Raw genomic sequence first — 16,733 nt, forward strand, 5'->3', positions numbered from 1 at the left:
GGACGGTCCCGCCGGGTCGGCCCGAGCAGGCTGGCCGGGGCGGGACGCGCGCAGTCGTCGCCCGAGGGACCGACGGACGATCGGGACGTGAACACCAGTGCGCGACCGGGCAAAGCGGCCGAGCCGGACGCATCCCGGCCCGGGAACGCCACGAGGGCCCCCGGCGTGCGCCGGGGGCCCTCGGAGTCTCGCTGCTGCTGCGGACTAGCCGGTGAAGTCAGAGCACTTCACGGCGTCCGCGTCCTTGGCGCCGCCCGGCACCCACCGGACGTTGGCGAAGGCCGCCTGCATCGGGCCCTCGGTGTAGACGAGGAACGCGGTGTTGACGTTGGAGAAGTCCAGCCGGCCGTCGTCGAAGCACGACAGCGGGATCTTCACCGTCACCTTCTGGTTCAGCGGGAGCTTCCCGAAGAACGCCTTCGCCGGCACGTCGGAGAAGCACGGGTAGACGCAGTGGATGCTGATCGTCGTCGTGGCCGTGGGGGCCTGCTTGACGATCGTGTCGAACTCCAGCGCGCTGCCCGCGTTGAGGTAGCTGCTGAGGTCCGTCGGCTGCGGGCTCTGCAGGTAGTACTGGCCAGTCCCGGTCCAGGTGATGAGCCGGCCGTCCTGCTGCACGTCGACGTCCGTGGTGCGGGCGTTGATCGTGCTCTGCGAGGTGACGGCGTTCACGTCGTTGGGGACCTCGTTGCCGCCCCAGTTGTCCGGGCCGCCGATCCAGGCCCTGTACGGGTCGACCGAGCCGCGGTCGAAGAGCACCAGGTCGTCGGTCGCCGTCCCGCCGCCACCGGCCGGCGTGCAGCTGCCGGTCGAGGTCTCGTCCAGCTGCGGCACGGTCGCCTTGGAGCCGTAGGTCAGGCCGTAGCCCAGCGGGAACAGCGGGTCGTAGCCCTCCTGCCCGGCGTTGAGCGGCGTCTGGCAGGAGCCCTTCGGCCAGCTGTAGGACAGCTTGCCAGTGAAGTCGTAGCCGGACTTCACGAGCAGGTCGGCGACGCCCTGGCCCTCGGTGCCCGGCAGCCACGCGGCCACGAAGGCGTCCGAGCGGTTGAGCTCGTCGTTGACCCAGAGCGGGCGACCGCTGAGGAACACCGTCACGACGGGCTTGCCCTTGCCGGACACCTTGTCCAGCACGGCGAGGTCGGCCGGGTAGATCTTCGAGGCCTGCAGCGAGCGCTTGCCGATGTCACCGACGCCCTCGGCGTACGGCGTCTCGCCGACGACCGCGATGACGGCGTCGTACTTCGAGACGTCGACACCGTCGGCGGTCTCGGAGAAGGTGACGTGGTTGGTGCCGAGGGTCTTCTGGAGGCCGCCGAGGATCGACGTGCCGTTCGGGAAGTCGGCGTTGGTGTTGCCGGTGCCCTGCCAGCTGAGCGACCAGCCGCCGCTCTGGTTGGCGATGCTGTCGGCGCTCTTGCCGACGACGAGCACGCGGTCCGTACGCGGCAGCGGGAGGACGCTGCCGTTGTTCTTGAGCAGCACCAGGGACTCGCGCACCGCCTTGCGCGCGAGCGCCCGCGCGTCGAGCGCGTCGGGGTCACCGGCGTTCTTGCGCGCGGAGGGCATCGGCTCATCGAGGACGCCCGAGCGGACCTTCACCCGCAGGATGCGGGTCACCGCGTCGTCGATGCGCGACATCGGGATCTCGCCGTCGAGCACCTGCGCGGTGGTGTTGTCGATGAAGGCCTTCCAGTCCGCCGGCACCATGACGACGTCGATGCCCGCGTTGATGGCCTGCGGGCAGCTGGAGTTGGTGCAGCCGGCGACCTGGCCGATGCCGTTCCAGTCGGAGACGACCAGCCCGTCGAAGCCCATCTTGGTCTTGAGGATGTCGGTGAGGGCCTTCTTGCTGCCGTGGATCTTGCCCTCGGTGATGCCGGCGTCGGCGTTGGTCCAGCTGTTGAAGGAGGCCATCACCGTCTGGGTGCCCGCGGCGAGCGCGCCGTAGTAGCCCTGCGCGTGCAGGTTGCGCATGACGTCCTCGGTCGAGGAGTTGACGCCCTGGTCCTTGCCGCCGTCGGTGCCGCCGTCGCCCATGTAGTGCTTGGCCGTGGCGATGACGTCGTTCTTGCCGGGGCCGCTCGCCGAGCTGCCCTGCAGGCCGTCGACCGCGGCGAAGCCGTAGGCCCGGGTGATGCGCGGGTCCTCGGAGAAGCCCTCGTAGGTACGGCCCCAGCGGTCGTCCTGCGGCACCGCGATGGTGGGCGCGAACGCCCAGTCCTGGCCGGTGGAGCGGACCTGCTGGGCGGTCGCGTGCTCGACGTCGCGGACGAGGCACGGGTCGTGCGCCGCGCCCAGCGCGATGTTCTGCGGGAAGAGCGTCGCGCCGTAGACGTTGTTGTTGCCGTGGACGGCGTCGATGCCCCACATGACCGGGATGCGCGTCTGCGCGTTGCTCACGACCGACGCCTGCCAGTACGCGTCGGCCAGCGCCAGCCAGTCGGCCTGGGTCGCGTGCTTGTTGCCGCCGGGCCAGGAGCCGCCGCCGTTGAGCACCGAGCCGATGTGGTACTGCCGCACCTGGTCCGGCGTGATGGAGCCGATCTCCGGCTGCGTCATCTGGCCGATCTTCTCGGCGAGGGTCATCTTCGAGAGCAGCGAGGCGACCCTCGCCTCGACCGCCTTCGGGTCGGTCACCCGGCTCTGGACGTGCGGCCAGTCCTCGAGGTGGGGCAGCGTCGTCGGGATGACCGGGCAGCCGTTGGCGTCGAGGGCCGGCTGGCCGATGGTCGTGCTCGTGTCGTCCTGCGTCGCGGCCTGCTGCGTCGCCGACTGCTGGGTCGTCGCGGCGTGCGCGCTGCTCGCGAGCGGGGCCACCGCGCCGCTCGCGAGCAGGGCGATGCCGGTGACCAGGGCGCTGCGGGAGCGGCGCACCGCTCGGCGCCGTCTGCGGGTGGAGGGGGTCTCACGTGTCATTGGCGGTCCGTCCTTGGCCGTCGTGGCGGCGCGCCTCCCGCGCCGCGCGCCCGAATCCTGGTCCCCTCCTCCTCCCGCGTCAAGGTCTGCAGAAAGGGCTTTCACGGCGTTCCCCGCGTGACCGGTCACGCGGAGAACGCGCTTCCGCTGTGCAGCGCTCCGTCCTGCGCCACGATGTGGGCAGGAGCGGACCGCCGTCCGGAGGAGAGGAGGGAGCGTGGCCCCGCGCAGCACCACCCGCCCGGCCGTCCCGACGCTCGCCACCGTGGCCGCCGCGGCCGGCGTCTCCCCCGCCACCGCCTCGCGGGTCATCAACGGCAGCGCGCGGGTCTCCGACGGCCACCGCGCCGCCGTCGAGGCCGCCGTCGCCCGGCTCGGGTACGTCCCCAACCGCGCCGCGCGCAGCCTCGCCACCCGCCGCACGGGCGCCCTGGCGCTCGTCGTGCGCGAGCCGGTGTCCTTCGGGGTCAGCGACCCGTACCTCAGCACGTGCGTGATCGCCGCCAGCCAGGCGCTCGTGGGGACCGGCTCGCACCTCGTCGTCATGGTCGGCCGCGACGAGGAGGAGGCGGCGGCGGTCGGCGATTTCGTGCGCTCGGGCCACGTCGACGGGGTGCTGCTGCTCTCCGTGCACCGCGGCGACCCGCTGCCCGCGCAGCTGCAGGCCGTGGGCGTCCCGCTCGTGCTGGGCGGCCGCCCGCCGGACCCGCTCCCCGGCGCGGCGTACGTCGACGTCGACAACCTCGGTGGCGGCGCGTCGGCCGCGCGCCACCTGCTCGAGCGCGGTCGCCGCGTGGTCGCCGCCTTGGCGGGCCCCGCGGACATGCCGGCCGCCGCGGACCGGCTGCGCGGGTTCCGCACCGCCCTGCGCGAGGAGGGGCGGGACACGGGCCTCGTCGCGTACGCCCCCTTCACCCGTGCCGGCGGCGAGCGCGCCGTCCGCGAGCTGCTCGAGGCCGAGCCGGCGATCGACGCGGTCTTCGCCGGCAGCGACGTCATGGCCGCCGGCGCGCTGCGCGCGCTCGCCGACGCCGGGCGCCGGGTCCCCGACGACGTCGCGGTCGTGGGCTTCGACGACGTCGAGCTCGCGCGCTACACCGCGCCCGCGCTGACCACCGTGCGCCAGCCCACCGGCGAGCAGGTGCGGCTGCTGGTCGAGGCCCTGCTCGCGCAGGTGGAGGGGCGCGCGACCGCCGAGCCGGTGGTGCTGCCGACCGAGCTGGTCGTCCGCTCCTCGAGCTAGCCCGCGGCCCGGACGGCGTCGACGGCCTCGGCGACGCGCAGCGACTCGGACAGCGGCACGACGTACGCCGACTCGTCCCCGCGCACGCGGCGGGAGACGGCCGCGACCATGAGCTCGTACGGGTCGCACGGGGCGAAGCGCTCCACCCGGTCACCCACGGTCATCTCCGCGACCTCGAAGCGCGAGGTGAAGGCGGGGAAGCGCCACTCGAGCCGCGCCTCGCTCCCCTCGACCAGCACGCTCTGCTCGGGCGCGTCGCGCATGCCGAAGCGCACCTCGCCGACGGTCGCGCCGAGCTGCAGCCGCGCGGTCCCGCGCACGTCGACGCCCTCGGAGGTGCGGTCGAACGACGCCTCGACCCCGGCGAGCGGCGCCCAGCCTGCCGCCCAGAGCACGACGGAGACGCTGTAGCAGCCGACGTCGTAGAGCGCGCCGCCGCCCGCGCGCGGGTCGAAGCGGTAGTTCGCGCTGTCACCGCCCCCGCCCGTGAAGCCGGAGTACGCCCGGGTGACCTCGCCGAGCAGACCGGCCCGGACGAGCGCCTCGGTGCGGACGGTGCGCGGGTGCCAGCGGTACCACGAGGCCTCCACCGCGAGCAGCCCCGCGTCCTCCGCCTCGCTGGTGAGCAGCTGGACCTCGTCGGCGTCGAGCCCGAGCGGCTTCTCGCAGAGGACGTGCTTGCCCGCGGCGAGCGCCCGCCGCGCCCACGGCACGTGGGCGTCGTTCGGGAGCGCGATGTAGACCGCGTCGACGTCGGAGTCGGCGAGCACCGCGTCGTACGCGTCGTACGCCCGGACCGGTCCCAGCCGCGCCGCGCGCGCCGCGTCCCGCGCCCCGACGGCCTGCAGCACCGCACCCTCGGCCGCGTGCACGCTCGGCGCGATCGTGCGCGCCATCCAGCCCGCGCCGAGGAAGCCCCACCGCACCGGTGCCGCCACCGTCCACCTCCTGCTCAGCGCCCGGGTCCGGGCGGGGACGGCCAGTCTCGCCCACCCGCCCGTAGGGTGGGCCGGTGCCGCGCCCGGGGTCCTTCGTCGGCGACCTGCTCGACGTCCTCGAGGCGGCCGGCTTCCGCCGGCTCTACGCCAACCGCCTGCTCGCGCAGGCCGCGGACGGCATGACGACGGTGGCGCTCACGTCGTACGTCTTCTTCTCGCCGGAGCGGCAGGCCACGGCGGGTGACGTGGCAGCGGCCTTCGCGGCGACCCTGCTGCCCTACAGCCTGGCCGGGCCGTTCGCCGGCGTGCTGCTCGACCGCTGGCGCCGCCAGCGCATCCTCGTGCTCGCCAGCCTGCTCAAGGCGGTGCTCGTGCTCGCGCTCGGCGTGCTCGTCGCGCTCGGCGACGCCGGGCCCGGCTTCTTCGCCGTGGGCCTGCTCGTGCTGTCGGTCAACCGGTTCTACCTCTCCGCGCTGTCGGCAGCGCTGCCCCACGTGGTGCCGGGCCGCGAGCTCGTCATGGCCAACAGCGTGTCGACGACGTCGGGGACCGCCAGCGGCCTCGTGGGTGCGGGGGTCGCCTTCGGCCTGCGCGCGGCCCTCGGCGACGACGCCTCGACCTCGACGGCCGTGCTCGTCGTCGCGGCGCTGACGTCCTGCAGCGCGGCGGCGGTCGCGACGCGCATCGGTCCGGCCGAGCTGGGCCCGGACGACGCCGCGGCCCCGCCCCCGCTGCGCCGCGCCCTGGCGGTCGTCGCCCGCGGCATGGTCGGCGGCGCGGTGCACGTCGCGCGCTGCCGCCCCGCGGCCCGCGCGCTCAGCGCCATCGCCGCCCACCGGCTCGTCTACGGGCTGTGGACCGTGGCGACCCTGCTCGTCTACCGGAACACGCTGCACGACCCCCGCGACACCGACGCCGCGCTGGCCGGGCTCGCCCAGGTCGTCGCCGCGAGCGGGGTGGGCTACTTCCTCGCCGCGGTGCTCACGCCCGAGGCGACGCTGCGCATCCGCAAGAGCACCTGGGTCGCCTGCCTGCTCGGCCTCGCCGCGCTCACGCAGGCGGTGGGCGCGGTGGCCCCCGTCCGGCACGTCCCGATCGTCGTCGAGGCGCTGGTGCTGGGCGTCTGCGCGCAGGGCGTGAAGATCTGCGTCGACACGATCGTCCAGGAGTCGGTGGAGGACGCGTACCGCGGGCGGGTGTTCGCGCTCTACGACACCGTCTTCAACGTCACCTTCGTGGCGGCGGCCGCGCTGGCGGCGGTCCTCGTCCCTGCGAGCGGCACCTCGGGCGCGCTGCGCTGGGGGCTGTCCGGCGGGTACCTGGTCGTCACCGCGGCGTACGCCACGGCGGTGGCGCGGCGCCCGCTCTCCGCCGAGGGGCGGGTGGCCGCAGCGGCGTGAGCCTGCAGGGAACGATGCCCGATATGCCCGGCTCGTGCTAGGGGTACGCTGCAGGTCCCGGGACTCTCTCGACCCCCAGGAGGGGCAGCGGGAGCGCGGTCCGACCACTGGACGCGGCCCCGTCGGTAGCGCGAGCGGTCTGCTCGCGCCAGCACCGACTGCCCCAGGAGGCTCTCGTGAGCACCCCCCTCGTCCCGCTCCCCTCGCGCGGGCGAGCCGTCCCCGTGGTCCTGCACGGATCCCGCCTGCGCCTCCCGCCGGGGCTGCTCGCGCTCGGGACCCTCGGGTGAGCGCGCCCGACGCCCGGGCCGCCGCGCCGGAGCTGCTGGCCCGGACGGCCATGACCGTCGACCTCGTCGCCCTCGAGCAGCGGGTCGAGCGGCTGCGGGCGCGCATCCTGCCCGACAGCGAGGCGCTCGACCTCGCGCTCGCCGAGCTCGAGGTCTGCGCGGACGAGCTCCGCGTCGTCGCCGAGCGGTACGCCTCCCCGCTGCCCGCCGGCGGCGACGGCCTCCTCGCGGCGGTGGAGGCCGTCCCCGTGCCGACCCTCGTGACCGACGCCGGGGGGCTGGTCCTCGCCGGCAGCCGCACCGCCGCCCAGCTGCTCCGCGTGCACTGGCCGCTGCCGGCCGAGCCGGTGCTCGTCCACGTCGACCTGCCCTCGCGCTCCGCCGCCCGCGCGGTGCTGCGCGAGGCGGCCTCCGGCACCGAGGTGCGCGAGCTCCCGCTGCGGGTCCTGCCGCGCGGGCCGGCGCCCGAGGACGTCCGCGCCGTGCTGCAGCGGGTCCCCGGCCGTGTTCTGGTGCTCTGGTCGCTCGTGCCGCAGGTCCGGGGAGAGGGCGCTGCGACGGAGGTGCACGGCGCCGCGACGCTGGCCGAGCTCAGCCGCGGGCTGGGGAGCGGCTCGCAGGGGCTGGAGCAGCGCGTGGTGGCCGCGGCCAGCGAGGTGCTCCCCGGTGCGAGCTCCTGCGGCCTGGTGGCGCTCGGGGGAGCGGTCCCGCAGGTCCTCGCCGCGAGCGACGAGCGGGCCGCGTGCCTGGACGCGGCGCAGCTCGTCGACGGTCCGGTGTGGACCGCGTGGCAGGCGCAGCGCGAGGTGCACGGCGCGCAGGAGGAGCTGGGCGGGCTGTGGCCGGCGTGGTCCCCCGTGGCGCGGGAGGAGGGGGTCACGACGGTGCTCGCCGTCCCCCTGCCGGGCGCCTACGGCTCCAGCACGCCGGTCGCCGTGCTCACGGCGTACGCGCGGGACCCTGCCGTCATGTGGCCGCGGCTCCTCCCCGGCCTGCTCGCCGACACCGCCGCCGGCCTGCTCGCGACCGTCCAGCGCGAGCGCGCCGCCGTGACCCGCTCCGCCCAGCTCACCGAGGCCCTCACCAGCAGGGCGGTCATCGACCAGGCGAAGGGCATCGTCATGGCGCAGCGCCGCTGCACCGCGGACCAGGCCTTCGCGGTGCTCGTCCAGGTGAGCCAGGCGCGCAACGTCCGGCTCCGCGTCGTGGCGGAGCGGCTGGTCGCTGCCACGACCGCGCCGCCGGTCGCCCCGGGTCAGCCGCTGCCTGCCGGAGTGGTCAGGGGACCGGGTCCACCACGATGACCGGGGCGACGATCTGCCCCCTCCGTCGCACCCCCCGCGGGCGGGTCGGTCAACCCGCCTGCTGCGCGTACCAGGCGCGGAGCTCGGCCTCGGCCTCCTCGCGCGGCAGCGGCCCGCGCTCCGTGCGCAGCTCGAGCAGGTGCTTGTAGGCCCGGCCGACGACCGGGCCCGGGGGGACGCCGAGCAGCGCCATGATCTCGTTGCCGTCGAGGTCGGGCCGCAGCGCGTCGATCTCCTCCTGCTCGCGCAGCTCGGCGATGCGCTGCACGAGGGAGTCGTACGCCGCCTGCAGCGCCGCGGCCTTGCGCTTGTTGCGGGTGGTGGAGTCGGAGCGGGTCAGCGCGTGCAGCCGCTCGAGCAGGGGCCCCGCGTCGCGGACGTAGCGGCGCACGGCGGCATCGGTCCAGGCACCCTCGGCGTAGCCGTGGAAGCGCAGGTGCAGCTCGACCAGGCGGGACACGTCCTCGATGGTCTGCTTGTCGTAGCGCAGCGCCTTGAGCCGGCTGCGGGCCATCCGCGCGCCCACGACCTCGTGGAAGTGGAAGCTGACGCCGCCATCGTCCTCGAAGGTGCGCGTGCGCGGCTTGCCGATGTCGTGGAGCAGGGCGGCGAGGCGCAGCACGAGGTCCGGGCCGCCGCCCGGGAGCGCCGGCTCCAGGGCGATCGCCTGCTCGAGCACGGTCAGGGTGTGCTCGTAGACGTCCTTGTGCCGGTGGTGCTCGTCGATCTCGAGCGCGAGCGCCGGCAGCTCCGGGAGCACGACCTCGGCGAGCCCGGTCTCGACGAGCACCCGCAGGCCCGCCCGGGGGTGCGCGCCGAGCAGCAGCTTGCTGAGCTCGGCCTGGACCCGCTCGGCCGAGACGATCTCCAGGCGCCCGGCCATGGCCCGCATCGCGTCGAGCACCTCGGGGGCGACGGCGAAGCCGAGCTGGGAGGCGAACCGCGCGGCACGCAGCATCCGCAGCGGGTCGTCGGAGAACGAGTCCTCCGGCGCTCCCGGCGTGCGCAGGACCCGGGCGGCGAGGTCCGCGCGGCCGTCGAAGGGGTCGACGAGCTCGAGCGCGGGCAGCGCGACGGCCATGGCGTTGACGCGGAAGTCGCGGCGCAGCAGGTCGCCCTCGAGCGAGTCGCCGTAGGCCACCTCGGGCTTGCGCGACTCCCGGTCGTAGCTCTCCGACCGGTACGTCGTGATCTCCAGGTCCCAGCCGTCCCTGCGGGCCCCGACCGTGCCGAAGGCGATCCCCACGTCCCAGACGGCCTCCGCCCAGCCCTTCAGCACCCGGAGCACCTGCTCGGGCCGCGCGTCGGTGGTGAAGTCCAGGTCGGTGCCCACCCGGCCGAGCAGCGCGTCGCGCACGGGACCCCCGACGAGGGCCAGCGCGTGGCCCTCCGCGGCGAAGCGCCGGCCCAGCTCCTCGGCGACCGGGGCGAAGGCGAGGGCGGGCGGGGGAGGTCCGGGCACGGGACATCAGGGTACGGGGGCGGCCCGCCCCGCCGGCCGGGCGCCGGGGGCCCCGTTGATCGGGGCCCCCGGTCGAACGGGCGTCAGCACGGTGGCACCTGCTCGAGGTCATCCCCACCCGCTCGCGGCGGCCCCCACGTGCTCGGCACCGCCCGTACCCGCCCGTACCCGCCCGTCTCCGCCCGTCTCCGCGCGGCGCGCTGGCGCGTGCCGCCCCCGTTGATCGGGGGCCTCGATCAACTGGGGCTCGGTGCGGGGGCACCTGCTCGAGGTCACCCCCACCTGCTCGGGACGCCCCCCACCTGCTCGTCCCGCGCGCCGGGCGGACCCCTCCCCGGGAGCCCGGCGGTGCTCGCGGCGGACCGGGCTGCGGGGCGGCCGGCGGATACCATCGGGGCATGGGTCGAGACGGGGAGGAGGGCGGGCAGGGCGCAGCGCCGGGCGGCGGCGCGCAGGTGCCGCAGCCGTCCTCGCCGGGCCGCCGGCCGCGCCGTGCCCGCCGCCCCGCGGGTCCTCCCCAGGAGGGGCGCGGAGCGCTCCCCGCCGCAGCAGCGCCCGCCCCGGCACCCGCTCCGGCTCCCGTCGACGCGGCCCCCGGGGGCACCCCGGGCACGTCGGGTCCGAGCGCCCCCGGGGCCGGCGAGCCCGGCGCAGCACCGCGCCGCCGCCGTCCCCGCCGACGGGCGGGACGAGGACGAGGTGGCTCCGCCACCACCGCTGCCGCGTCCCCCGCCGCGGAGGCAGCAGCGCCCGCGGCCCCCGCGCCCGGCGGCCGCTCCCGCCGCACGGGGGACCCCGCCGCCCAGCCCTCCCGCAGCCGGCAGCAGGGCGACGTCGGCGCAGGGCAGCCCGGGCAGCCCGCGGGCCGGCGGAGGGCCGGCGCGCCCCGGGATGCCGTGCGGCGGCGGCTGACCAAGGTCGAGGAGACGTCGGCCGGCGGGCTCGTCGTCGACCTCGCGCAGCGGCGGGCCGCGCTGATCGGGCGCCTCGACCGCCGCGGGCGCCTGCTCTGGTCGCTGCCCAAGGGCCACATCGAGGCCGGCGAGACGAGCGAGGACGCCGCCGTCCGCGAGGTCGAGGAGGAGACCGGCATCCGCGGGGCGGTGATGGCGCCGCTGGGGACCGTCGACTTCTGGTTCGTCGCCGAGGACCGCCGCGTGCACAAGACCGTGCACCACTACCTGCTCGAGGCCCTCGGGGGCGAGCTGTCCGACGCGGACGTCGAGGTCACGGAGGTGGCCTGGGTCCCGCTCGACCAGGTGCGGGAGCGGCTCGCCTACGACGGCGAGCGCCGGCTCGTCGACGCGGCGCGCGAGCTGCTCTCGGACACGGCGTGACGCGGCGCGCCCGCGCGGCCGTCCCCGCCGCCGCCGTCCTGGGCGCGCTGCTCCTCGTGGGGCCGCTGGGCGCCGTGTCCGCGGCCCCGGCGAGCGCGCCGGGCGGCTCCACCGCGGGGAGCGCCGCCCCCACCAGCGCGACCACCGGCACGCCGCCGGCCCAGCAGGCGAGCGTCGTCCTGCGCGGGGTGAGCCCGCAGGTCACCCGCCCGGGAGAGGGCGTGACGATCACGGGCAGCGTGGTGGCCTCGGTGCCGCTCACCGAGGTCTCCGTCCGCGTCTGGCTCCGTCGCGACGTCCCCGCCCCGGCCCAGCTCTCCACCGCGCGCACCGCGCGGCGGGCCGAGGGCACGCCCGTGCTCCAGGTCCCCCTCGTCGCCTCCCTCGCGGCCGACGGCAGCGCCCGGTTCCGCGTGACGCTGCCTGCCGACCGGCTCGCCGGCGGGCCCGACGTCCGGGTCCGCCTCGTCTACCTCGAGGTCCGTGCCCGCTCGGGGGCGGGACTGCACACCGCGGGGGTCCGCGCCGTACCCCTGCCGTGGGCGCCGGCCGCCGAGGTCCAGCAGGCGACGTCGCTGGCCGTGGTCGTGCCGTTCACCAGCGCGGCCCGCCGTACGGCGGACGGCGCGTTCCTCGACGACGGGCTCGTCCGCGACGCAGCGCCAGGGGGCCGGCTGCGCCGCCTGCTCGCGGCGGCCGACGGCCAGACCCTGGCGGTCGACCCGATGGTCGCCGAGGACCTCGCCGTCCTCGCCGCGCCCGGCGGGTGGCCGCTGCTCGTCGGCGGTCGCACCGTCACCCAGCCGCAGGACCCCGACGCGGCCGCCCTGCTCGCCGACCTGAAGACCCGCGCCGCGCAGGCCGGGGCCGTGACCCTGCTGCCCTACGGCGACGTCGACGCGGCGGCCCTGGTCACCGCCGGCCGCCGGGGCGACCTCACCAGCGCCGTGCGCACGGCGGAGCGCGTCGCGGCGAGCTACCTCGCCCCCGGCCTCCGCGTCGAGGTCGCGCTCCCGGAGTCCGCCGGCTCCACCAGCGCGCTCGCCACCGCCGTCAGCGGGGCCTGGTCCGCCGCCGGCGTGCGCCGGGTGGCCGCGCCGGACACGCTGCTCCCGCCCGCCCAGGGCGCCGAGCCCCCGAGCCCGGTCACGCTGGAGGTCGCCGACAGCGCCACCGAGGTCCCGGCGCTCGCCGTCTCGACCGAGCTCTCCGACGCCCTGGTCGCGCCCGGCGCCGACCCCGTCGGGACCCTGCAGGACGCGCTCGGGGCGACGGCCATGCACACAGCGGAGCTGCCGTCGCGCCCACGCGGCGTGCTGCTGGTCCTCCCCCGCGACTGGGACCCCCGGGCCTCGTGGGTCACGGCCCTCCGCGCGGTGCTCCGCGCACCGTGGGTGCTCCCGACGACGCTGCACGCGCTCGCCACCGAGCCCGTCACCCGGACGGCCGTCGTCGACGAGGTGCCGGCGGCCCGGGGGGCGCTCGCCCGCGCGTACCTCCAGCAGGTCGCCCGCCACGCCCTCGCCGGCGCGGCCTTCGCCCGGGTGCTCGGCAGCACGGGCGACGCGCAGCGCCTCACCAGGGCGTACGCGCTGGAGCAGCTGCGCCTCGAGGCCCGCTCCGGCGACGGCCCCGCGCTGCTGCGGGCGTCCTCCGAGGCCCTCGACGCCCGCGAGTCGAGCATCGAGGTCGTCGTCAACAGCCGCGTCACGGTGCCCGCGTCCGGCCGCTTCCCCGTGACGCTGCGCAACACCTCGTCGCGGCGCGTGCGCGTGGCGCTGTGGTTCGACGGGTCGGTCCGCGTCCGCCTGCGCAACACCGGCGTCGTCAGCATCGCCCCGGGCAAGCCGGTGACGGTCGAGATCGCGACCGCGAGCAGCGCCAACGGCCGCGCCACCGTCCAGGCGTTCCTCGTGACGCCCAACGGCAAGCCGTTCGGCACGCCGGTCTTCCTGCACCTGACGGTCCGCGGCGCGGGCGGCCCGGCCAAGGCGGTCGTCGGGGGTGCCGCGGTCGTCTTCGTGCTCGCCCTCTCGCTGCGGATCGTGCGCCGCCGCCGGCTCCCGGGGATCCCCGAGCGGGGCACCGGCAGCGTCGACGCGGGTCCGCCGAGCGGCACGGACGAGCAGGAGGCGCCGGTCACGGGCGCCCGAGGAGGAGCGCAGCGGTGAGCACGAGCCTGGTCCGGTCCAGCGGGGTCATGGCCCTCGGCACGGTCGCCTCGCGGCTGCTGGGCTTCGTCCGCAACATCGTCCTCGCCGCCGCCATCGGCACCTCGGTCGTCGGCGAGACCTTCGCGGTCGCCAACACCGTGCCCAACATGGTCTACCTGCTCGTCGTCGGCGGCGTCATCAACGCGGTCTTCGTCCCGCAGCTCGTCCGGGCGGCGAAGGAGCACCCCGACGGCGGCAAGGCCTACACCGACCGGCTGCTCACCGTGACCGTGCTCGGCCTGCTCGCGCTCACCGTCGTCGCGACCGTCGCCGCGCCGCTCATCGTCGACCTGGTCTACGACGGGCCGGCCGGCGGGCGCCCGCTGGCGGTCCTGCTCGCCTACTGGTGCCTGCCGCAGATCTTCTTCTACGGCGTCTACACCGTGCTCGGCCAGGTGCTCAACGCGCGCGGCAGCTTCGGGCCGATGATGTGGGCCCCGATCGCCAACAACGTCGTCGCCATCGCCGTGGGGCTGCTCCTGCTCGGCGCGTCGCTCGACCCGAGCCGGCCCGCGACCGTCTCCAGCGCGACCACCACGCTGCTCGGGGCCGGCACCACGCTCGGCGTCGTCGTCCAGGCCGTGGTGCTGCTGCCCGTGCTGCGCCGCACCGGCTACACCTGGACACCGCGGCTCGACCTGCGCGGCTCCGGTCTCGGCAAGGCCGCCTCGCTGGCGCGCTGGACGATCGGGTTCGTCCTCGTCAACCAGGCGGCGTACGTCGTGGTGACCCGGCTGTCGACCTCCGCGCTCGCCGACTACGCGCGAACCGTGCCGCGCGGGCACCACGTGCGCGGGGTGGGCATCGCGGCGTACCAGAACGCGTACCTCTTCTTCATGCTCCCGCACGCCGTCGTGACCGTCTCGCTCGTCACCGCGCTGCTCCCCGCCATGAGCTCGTACGCCGCGGACGACGACGTGCGCGGCGTGCGCCGCCTGCTCTCCCGCACCCTGCGCCTGGTGACGGTCGCGGTCGTGCCGGCCTCCGCGGGGCTCGTGCTGCTGGGCAGCTCGATCGGCGGCGTGCTGTTCAGCCACGGGGACAACGACCGCGCCGACGGCTCCTACGTCGGGCTGCTGCTGGCGGCGTTCGCCGCCGGCCTCGTGCCCTTCGCCTTCCACCACGTGCTGCTGCGCTCGTTCTACGCCTACGAGGACACCCGCACGCCGTTCCGCATCGCGTGCGGCGTCTCCGCCACCAACGTCGTGCTCGCCCTGCTCGTGACGCCGTTCGTGCCGGCGGAGTGGCGGACCTTCGCCCTCGCCTGCGCGTACGCCGCGAGCTACTGGGTCGCGCTGTGCATCACCGGCTCCCTCGCCCTGCGCAAGCTCGGCCCGCTCGACGGCTCGCCCACGGTGCGGACCCTCGTGCGCACCGTGCTCGCCGCGGCGGCGGGGACGGTCGTCGGTGCCGTGGTGCTCCACGTGCTGCGCGACCTCGCGCCGTCGGCGTCCACCGCGGTGGTCCTGCCCGAGGCCGCGCTCGCCGGGCTCGCGCTCGTGCTCGTCTACCTCGCCGCCTGCGCCCGCATGCACGTCCGCGAGGTCCCCGAGCTCGTCGCCGCGCTCACCCGGCGAGGTCGCTGACGCCGAGCGGAGCGCCGCCTACAGTGGGCCCGTGGCGCGGAGCCGGGAGAGCCCGGGGGTGCTCGTGGCCGGGCGGTACCGCCTCGTCGACGCCCTCGGCGACCCGCACGCCCGCGAACCCCTCCACCGCTGGCGGGCGCACGACGAGCTGCTCGGCCGCCCCGTCACGCTGAGCATCGTCCCTCCGGGCCCCGAGGCCGCCGCCACGCTCGCGGGGGCCCGCGCGGCCGCCCTGCTCACCTGCGCCTCGGCCGTGCGGGTGCTCGACGTGCTCGACGACGTCCCCGACGGGGGGCACGCCGGCGCGGTCGTCAGCGAGTGGGTGGAGGGCGAGGACCTCGAGAGCGTGCTGCTGCGCGAGGGGCCGCTCGGCAGCGAGCTGGCCGTCAGCGTCGGGCTCGCCGCGACCGAGCTGCTGGCGGAGCTGCCCGACCCCCGCGCCGCCCGGCTGCGCCCCGCCGATGTGCTCGTCTGCCCGGACGGCCGCGTCTGCCTCGCCCTCGACCGCTCCGGGTACGCGCCGGCCGCCGGCCCGACCCCCACGGCCTGCGTCGCCGCGCTCGTCTACGCCGCGCTCACCGCCCGCTGGCCGCTGCCCGGCCTCACCGCGCTGCCCCCCGCGCCCGCGCTCGACGGGCGGACCGCTCCGCACCACGTGCGCGCCGGGCTGGACCCCCGCCTCGACGCGCTCGTCGAGGACGCGCTCGGCGGCGGCGGCCCGGACCTCCCCGGTCTCGCCGACCAGCTGGGCGCCCTGCGCCGGCCACCCGCCCCCGAGCCGCTCCCCGGCTCCCGGCGCAGGATCGCGCTGGTGCTCCCGGTCGTCGTGGGCCTCGTCCTCGCCACCGGGCTCGCGCTGCTCGCCTGGCAGCTCTCCCGCAGCGTCACCCGGGACAGCGGCACCCCGCCGGCCGTGCGGCAGCGCTCCTCCGCGTCCGCCTCGCCCACCCCCACGCCCTCCGCGCCCGCTGCCACCTCCGGCGTGCTGGCCGTCGCCGGCGTGCGCGCCGTCGACCCGTTCGGCGACGGGACCGAGGGCACCGGGACCGAGGCGCTCGTGCTCGACGACGACCCGGCGACGGCGTGGCGCACGTCCGCGTACTTCCGGCGTCCGGACTTCGGCGGGCTCAAGCGCGGCCTCGGCCTCGTGCTGGATCTGCCCGCGCCCGCCTCGGTCAGCTCCGTCGAGGTGGACATGACGGTTCCGGGAGCGGCGTACGAGGTGTGGGGCAGCGACGTCCCCCTCGACCGCCCGCCGGCCGGGACCCCCCTCGGACGGGTGGAGTCGGCTGGCCTGCAGGAGCGGGTGCCCCTGCGTGCCGGCCCGTCCGTGCGCTGGGTGCTGCTGTGGTTCCGCTCCCTGCCTCCCGCACGGGACCGCGCCGGGGCGTACCGCGCCGAGGTGACGACGGTGCGGCTCACCGGGACGCCCGCCCGGTGAGCGTCGCACTCGGTGACCTGCTCGACTCCGAGCTCGCGGCACGGGCCGCGGAGGGCGACCGCGAGGCGTTCGGCGAGCTCGTCCGGCGCCACCGCGACCGGCTGTGGGCCGTGGCGCTGCGTACGCTGGGCGACCGGGAGGAGGCCGCCGACGCCGTGCAGGACGGGCTGGTCAACGCCTACCGGGCGGTCCTCGCCGGTGGCTACCGCGGCGACGCGGCGGTCACCACGTGGCTGCACCGCATCGTCGTCAACGCCTGCCTGGACCGGGTGCGGCGGCGCCAGTCCCGCCCCGTCGTGCCGCTCGTGCGGGCGGACGGCTCGGAGCACGACGTCCCCACCAGCAGGGACGCGGTGGGGCAGCACGAGGACCGCCTCGACCTGGCGCGGGCGCTCGCGACCCTCCCGGAGGAGCAGCGCGCCGCGCTGGTCCTCGTCGACGTGCAGGGGATGAGCGTGCGCGAGGCGGCCGCGGTGCTCGAGGTCGCCGAGGGCACGGTCAAGAGCCGGTGCGCGCGCGGCCGCGCCCGGCTCCTGCCGCTGCTCGCGCCCGGCCGCCGCGCCGAGGGAACCGCGCCGTGAGCCGGGCCGTCGGAGCAGTGCA

General features: G+C 76.6%; 11 protein-coding genes. 8 read left to right on the plus strand and 3 right to left on the minus strand.

The window, feature by feature from the left end; all coding sequences use genetic code 11:
- Window positions 1–204 precede the first annotated feature (204 nt).
- Window positions 205–2,874, minus strand: a complete 2,670-nt coding sequence (locus EV189_RS02190; RefSeq protein WP_231115986.1) for a glycoside hydrolase family 3 protein — start codon at window positions 2,872–2,874, stop codon at window positions 205–207.
- 259 nt (window positions 2,875–3,133) lie between these two features.
- Here EV189_RS02190 and EV189_RS02195 point away from each other — a divergent pair, with 259 nt between their 5' ends.
- On the plus strand, window positions 3,134–4,159 hold the full coding sequence (locus EV189_RS02195; protein WP_130491305.1) for a LacI family DNA-binding transcriptional regulator: 1,026 nt from the start codon (window positions 3,134–3,136) through the stop codon (window positions 4,157–4,159).
- Here EV189_RS02195 and EV189_RS02200 read toward each other — a convergent pair.
- Complete coding sequence (locus tag EV189_RS02200) at window positions 4,156–5,097, minus strand: Gfo/Idh/MocA family protein (RefSeq protein ID WP_130491306.1); 942 nt, start codon at window positions 5,095–5,097, stop codon at window positions 4,156–4,158. The genes EV189_RS02195 and EV189_RS02200 overlap by 4 nt on opposite strands.
- Before the next feature lie 74 nt (window positions 5,098–5,171).
- Between EV189_RS02200 and EV189_RS02205 the strand changes: the two genes are divergently transcribed.
- Both EV189_RS02205 and EV189_RS20540 read left to right on the plus strand, forming a co-directional pair.
- Window positions 5,172–6,497, plus strand: coding sequence for an MFS transporter (locus EV189_RS02205; RefSeq protein WP_130491307.1), 1,326 nt, complete (start codon window positions 5,172–5,174; stop codon window positions 6,495–6,497).
- Between the two features lie 286 nt (window positions 6,498–6,783).
- Complete coding sequence (locus tag EV189_RS20540; protein WP_231115987.1) at window positions 6,784–8,091, plus strand: ANTAR domain-containing protein; 1,308 nt, start codon at window positions 6,784–6,786, stop codon at window positions 8,089–8,091.
- A 49-nt stretch (window positions 8,092–8,140) separates the two neighbouring features.
- Here the strand turns inward: EV189_RS20540 and EV189_RS02215 are convergent, their stop codons facing one another.
- Complete coding sequence (locus EV189_RS02215) at window positions 8,141–9,553, minus strand: CCA tRNA nucleotidyltransferase (RefSeq protein WP_130491308.1); 1,413 nt, start codon at window positions 9,551–9,553, stop codon at window positions 8,141–8,143.
- A 398-nt stretch (window positions 9,554–9,951) separates the two neighbouring features.
- Between EV189_RS02215 and EV189_RS02220 the strand changes: the two genes are divergently transcribed.
- The 5 genes from EV189_RS02220 to sigM are packed head-to-tail and all read left to right on the plus strand — an operon-like array spanning window position 9,952 to window position 16,711.
- Window positions 9,952–10,890 carry an NUDIX hydrolase gene (locus EV189_RS02220; protein WP_130491309.1) on the plus strand — a complete coding sequence of 313 codons (939 nt, stop codon included), beginning with the start codon at window positions 9,952–9,954 and terminating at the stop codon, window positions 10,888–10,890.
- On the plus strand, window positions 10,887–13,061 hold the full coding sequence (locus EV189_RS02225; RefSeq protein ID WP_130491310.1) for a DUF6049 family protein: 2,175 nt from the start codon (window positions 10,887–10,889) through the stop codon (window positions 13,059–13,061). Before EV189_RS02220 ends, EV189_RS02225 begins: the two co-directional genes overlap by 4 nt.
- On the plus strand, window positions 13,058–14,689 hold the full coding sequence (gene murJ, locus EV189_RS02230; RefSeq protein ID WP_130491311.1) for a murein biosynthesis integral membrane protein MurJ: 1,632 nt from the start codon (window positions 13,058–13,060) through the stop codon (window positions 14,687–14,689). The genes EV189_RS02225 and murJ overlap by 4 nt, the downstream gene beginning before the upstream one ends.
- Before the next feature lie 31 nt (window positions 14,690–14,720).
- A complete protein-coding gene (locus EV189_RS02235; RefSeq protein WP_130491312.1) occupies window positions 14,721–16,130 on the plus strand; it encodes a protein kinase family protein in 1,410 nt (469 codons plus the stop codon).
- Window positions 16,127–16,711 carry an RNA polymerase sigma factor SigM gene (gene sigM / locus EV189_RS02240; RefSeq protein ID WP_130491313.1) on the plus strand — a complete coding sequence of 195 codons (585 nt, stop codon included), beginning with the start codon at window positions 16,127–16,129 and terminating at the stop codon, window positions 16,709–16,711. Before EV189_RS02235 ends, sigM begins: the two co-directional genes overlap by 4 nt.
- The last annotated feature ends 22 nt before the right edge of the window (window positions 16,712–16,733 follow it).

The sequence above is a fragment of the Motilibacter rhizosphaerae genome (genome assembly GCF_004216915.1).
GTDB classification, from domain to species: domain Bacteria; phylum Actinomycetota; class Actinomycetes; order Motilibacterales; family Motilibacteraceae; genus Motilibacter; species Motilibacter rhizosphaerae.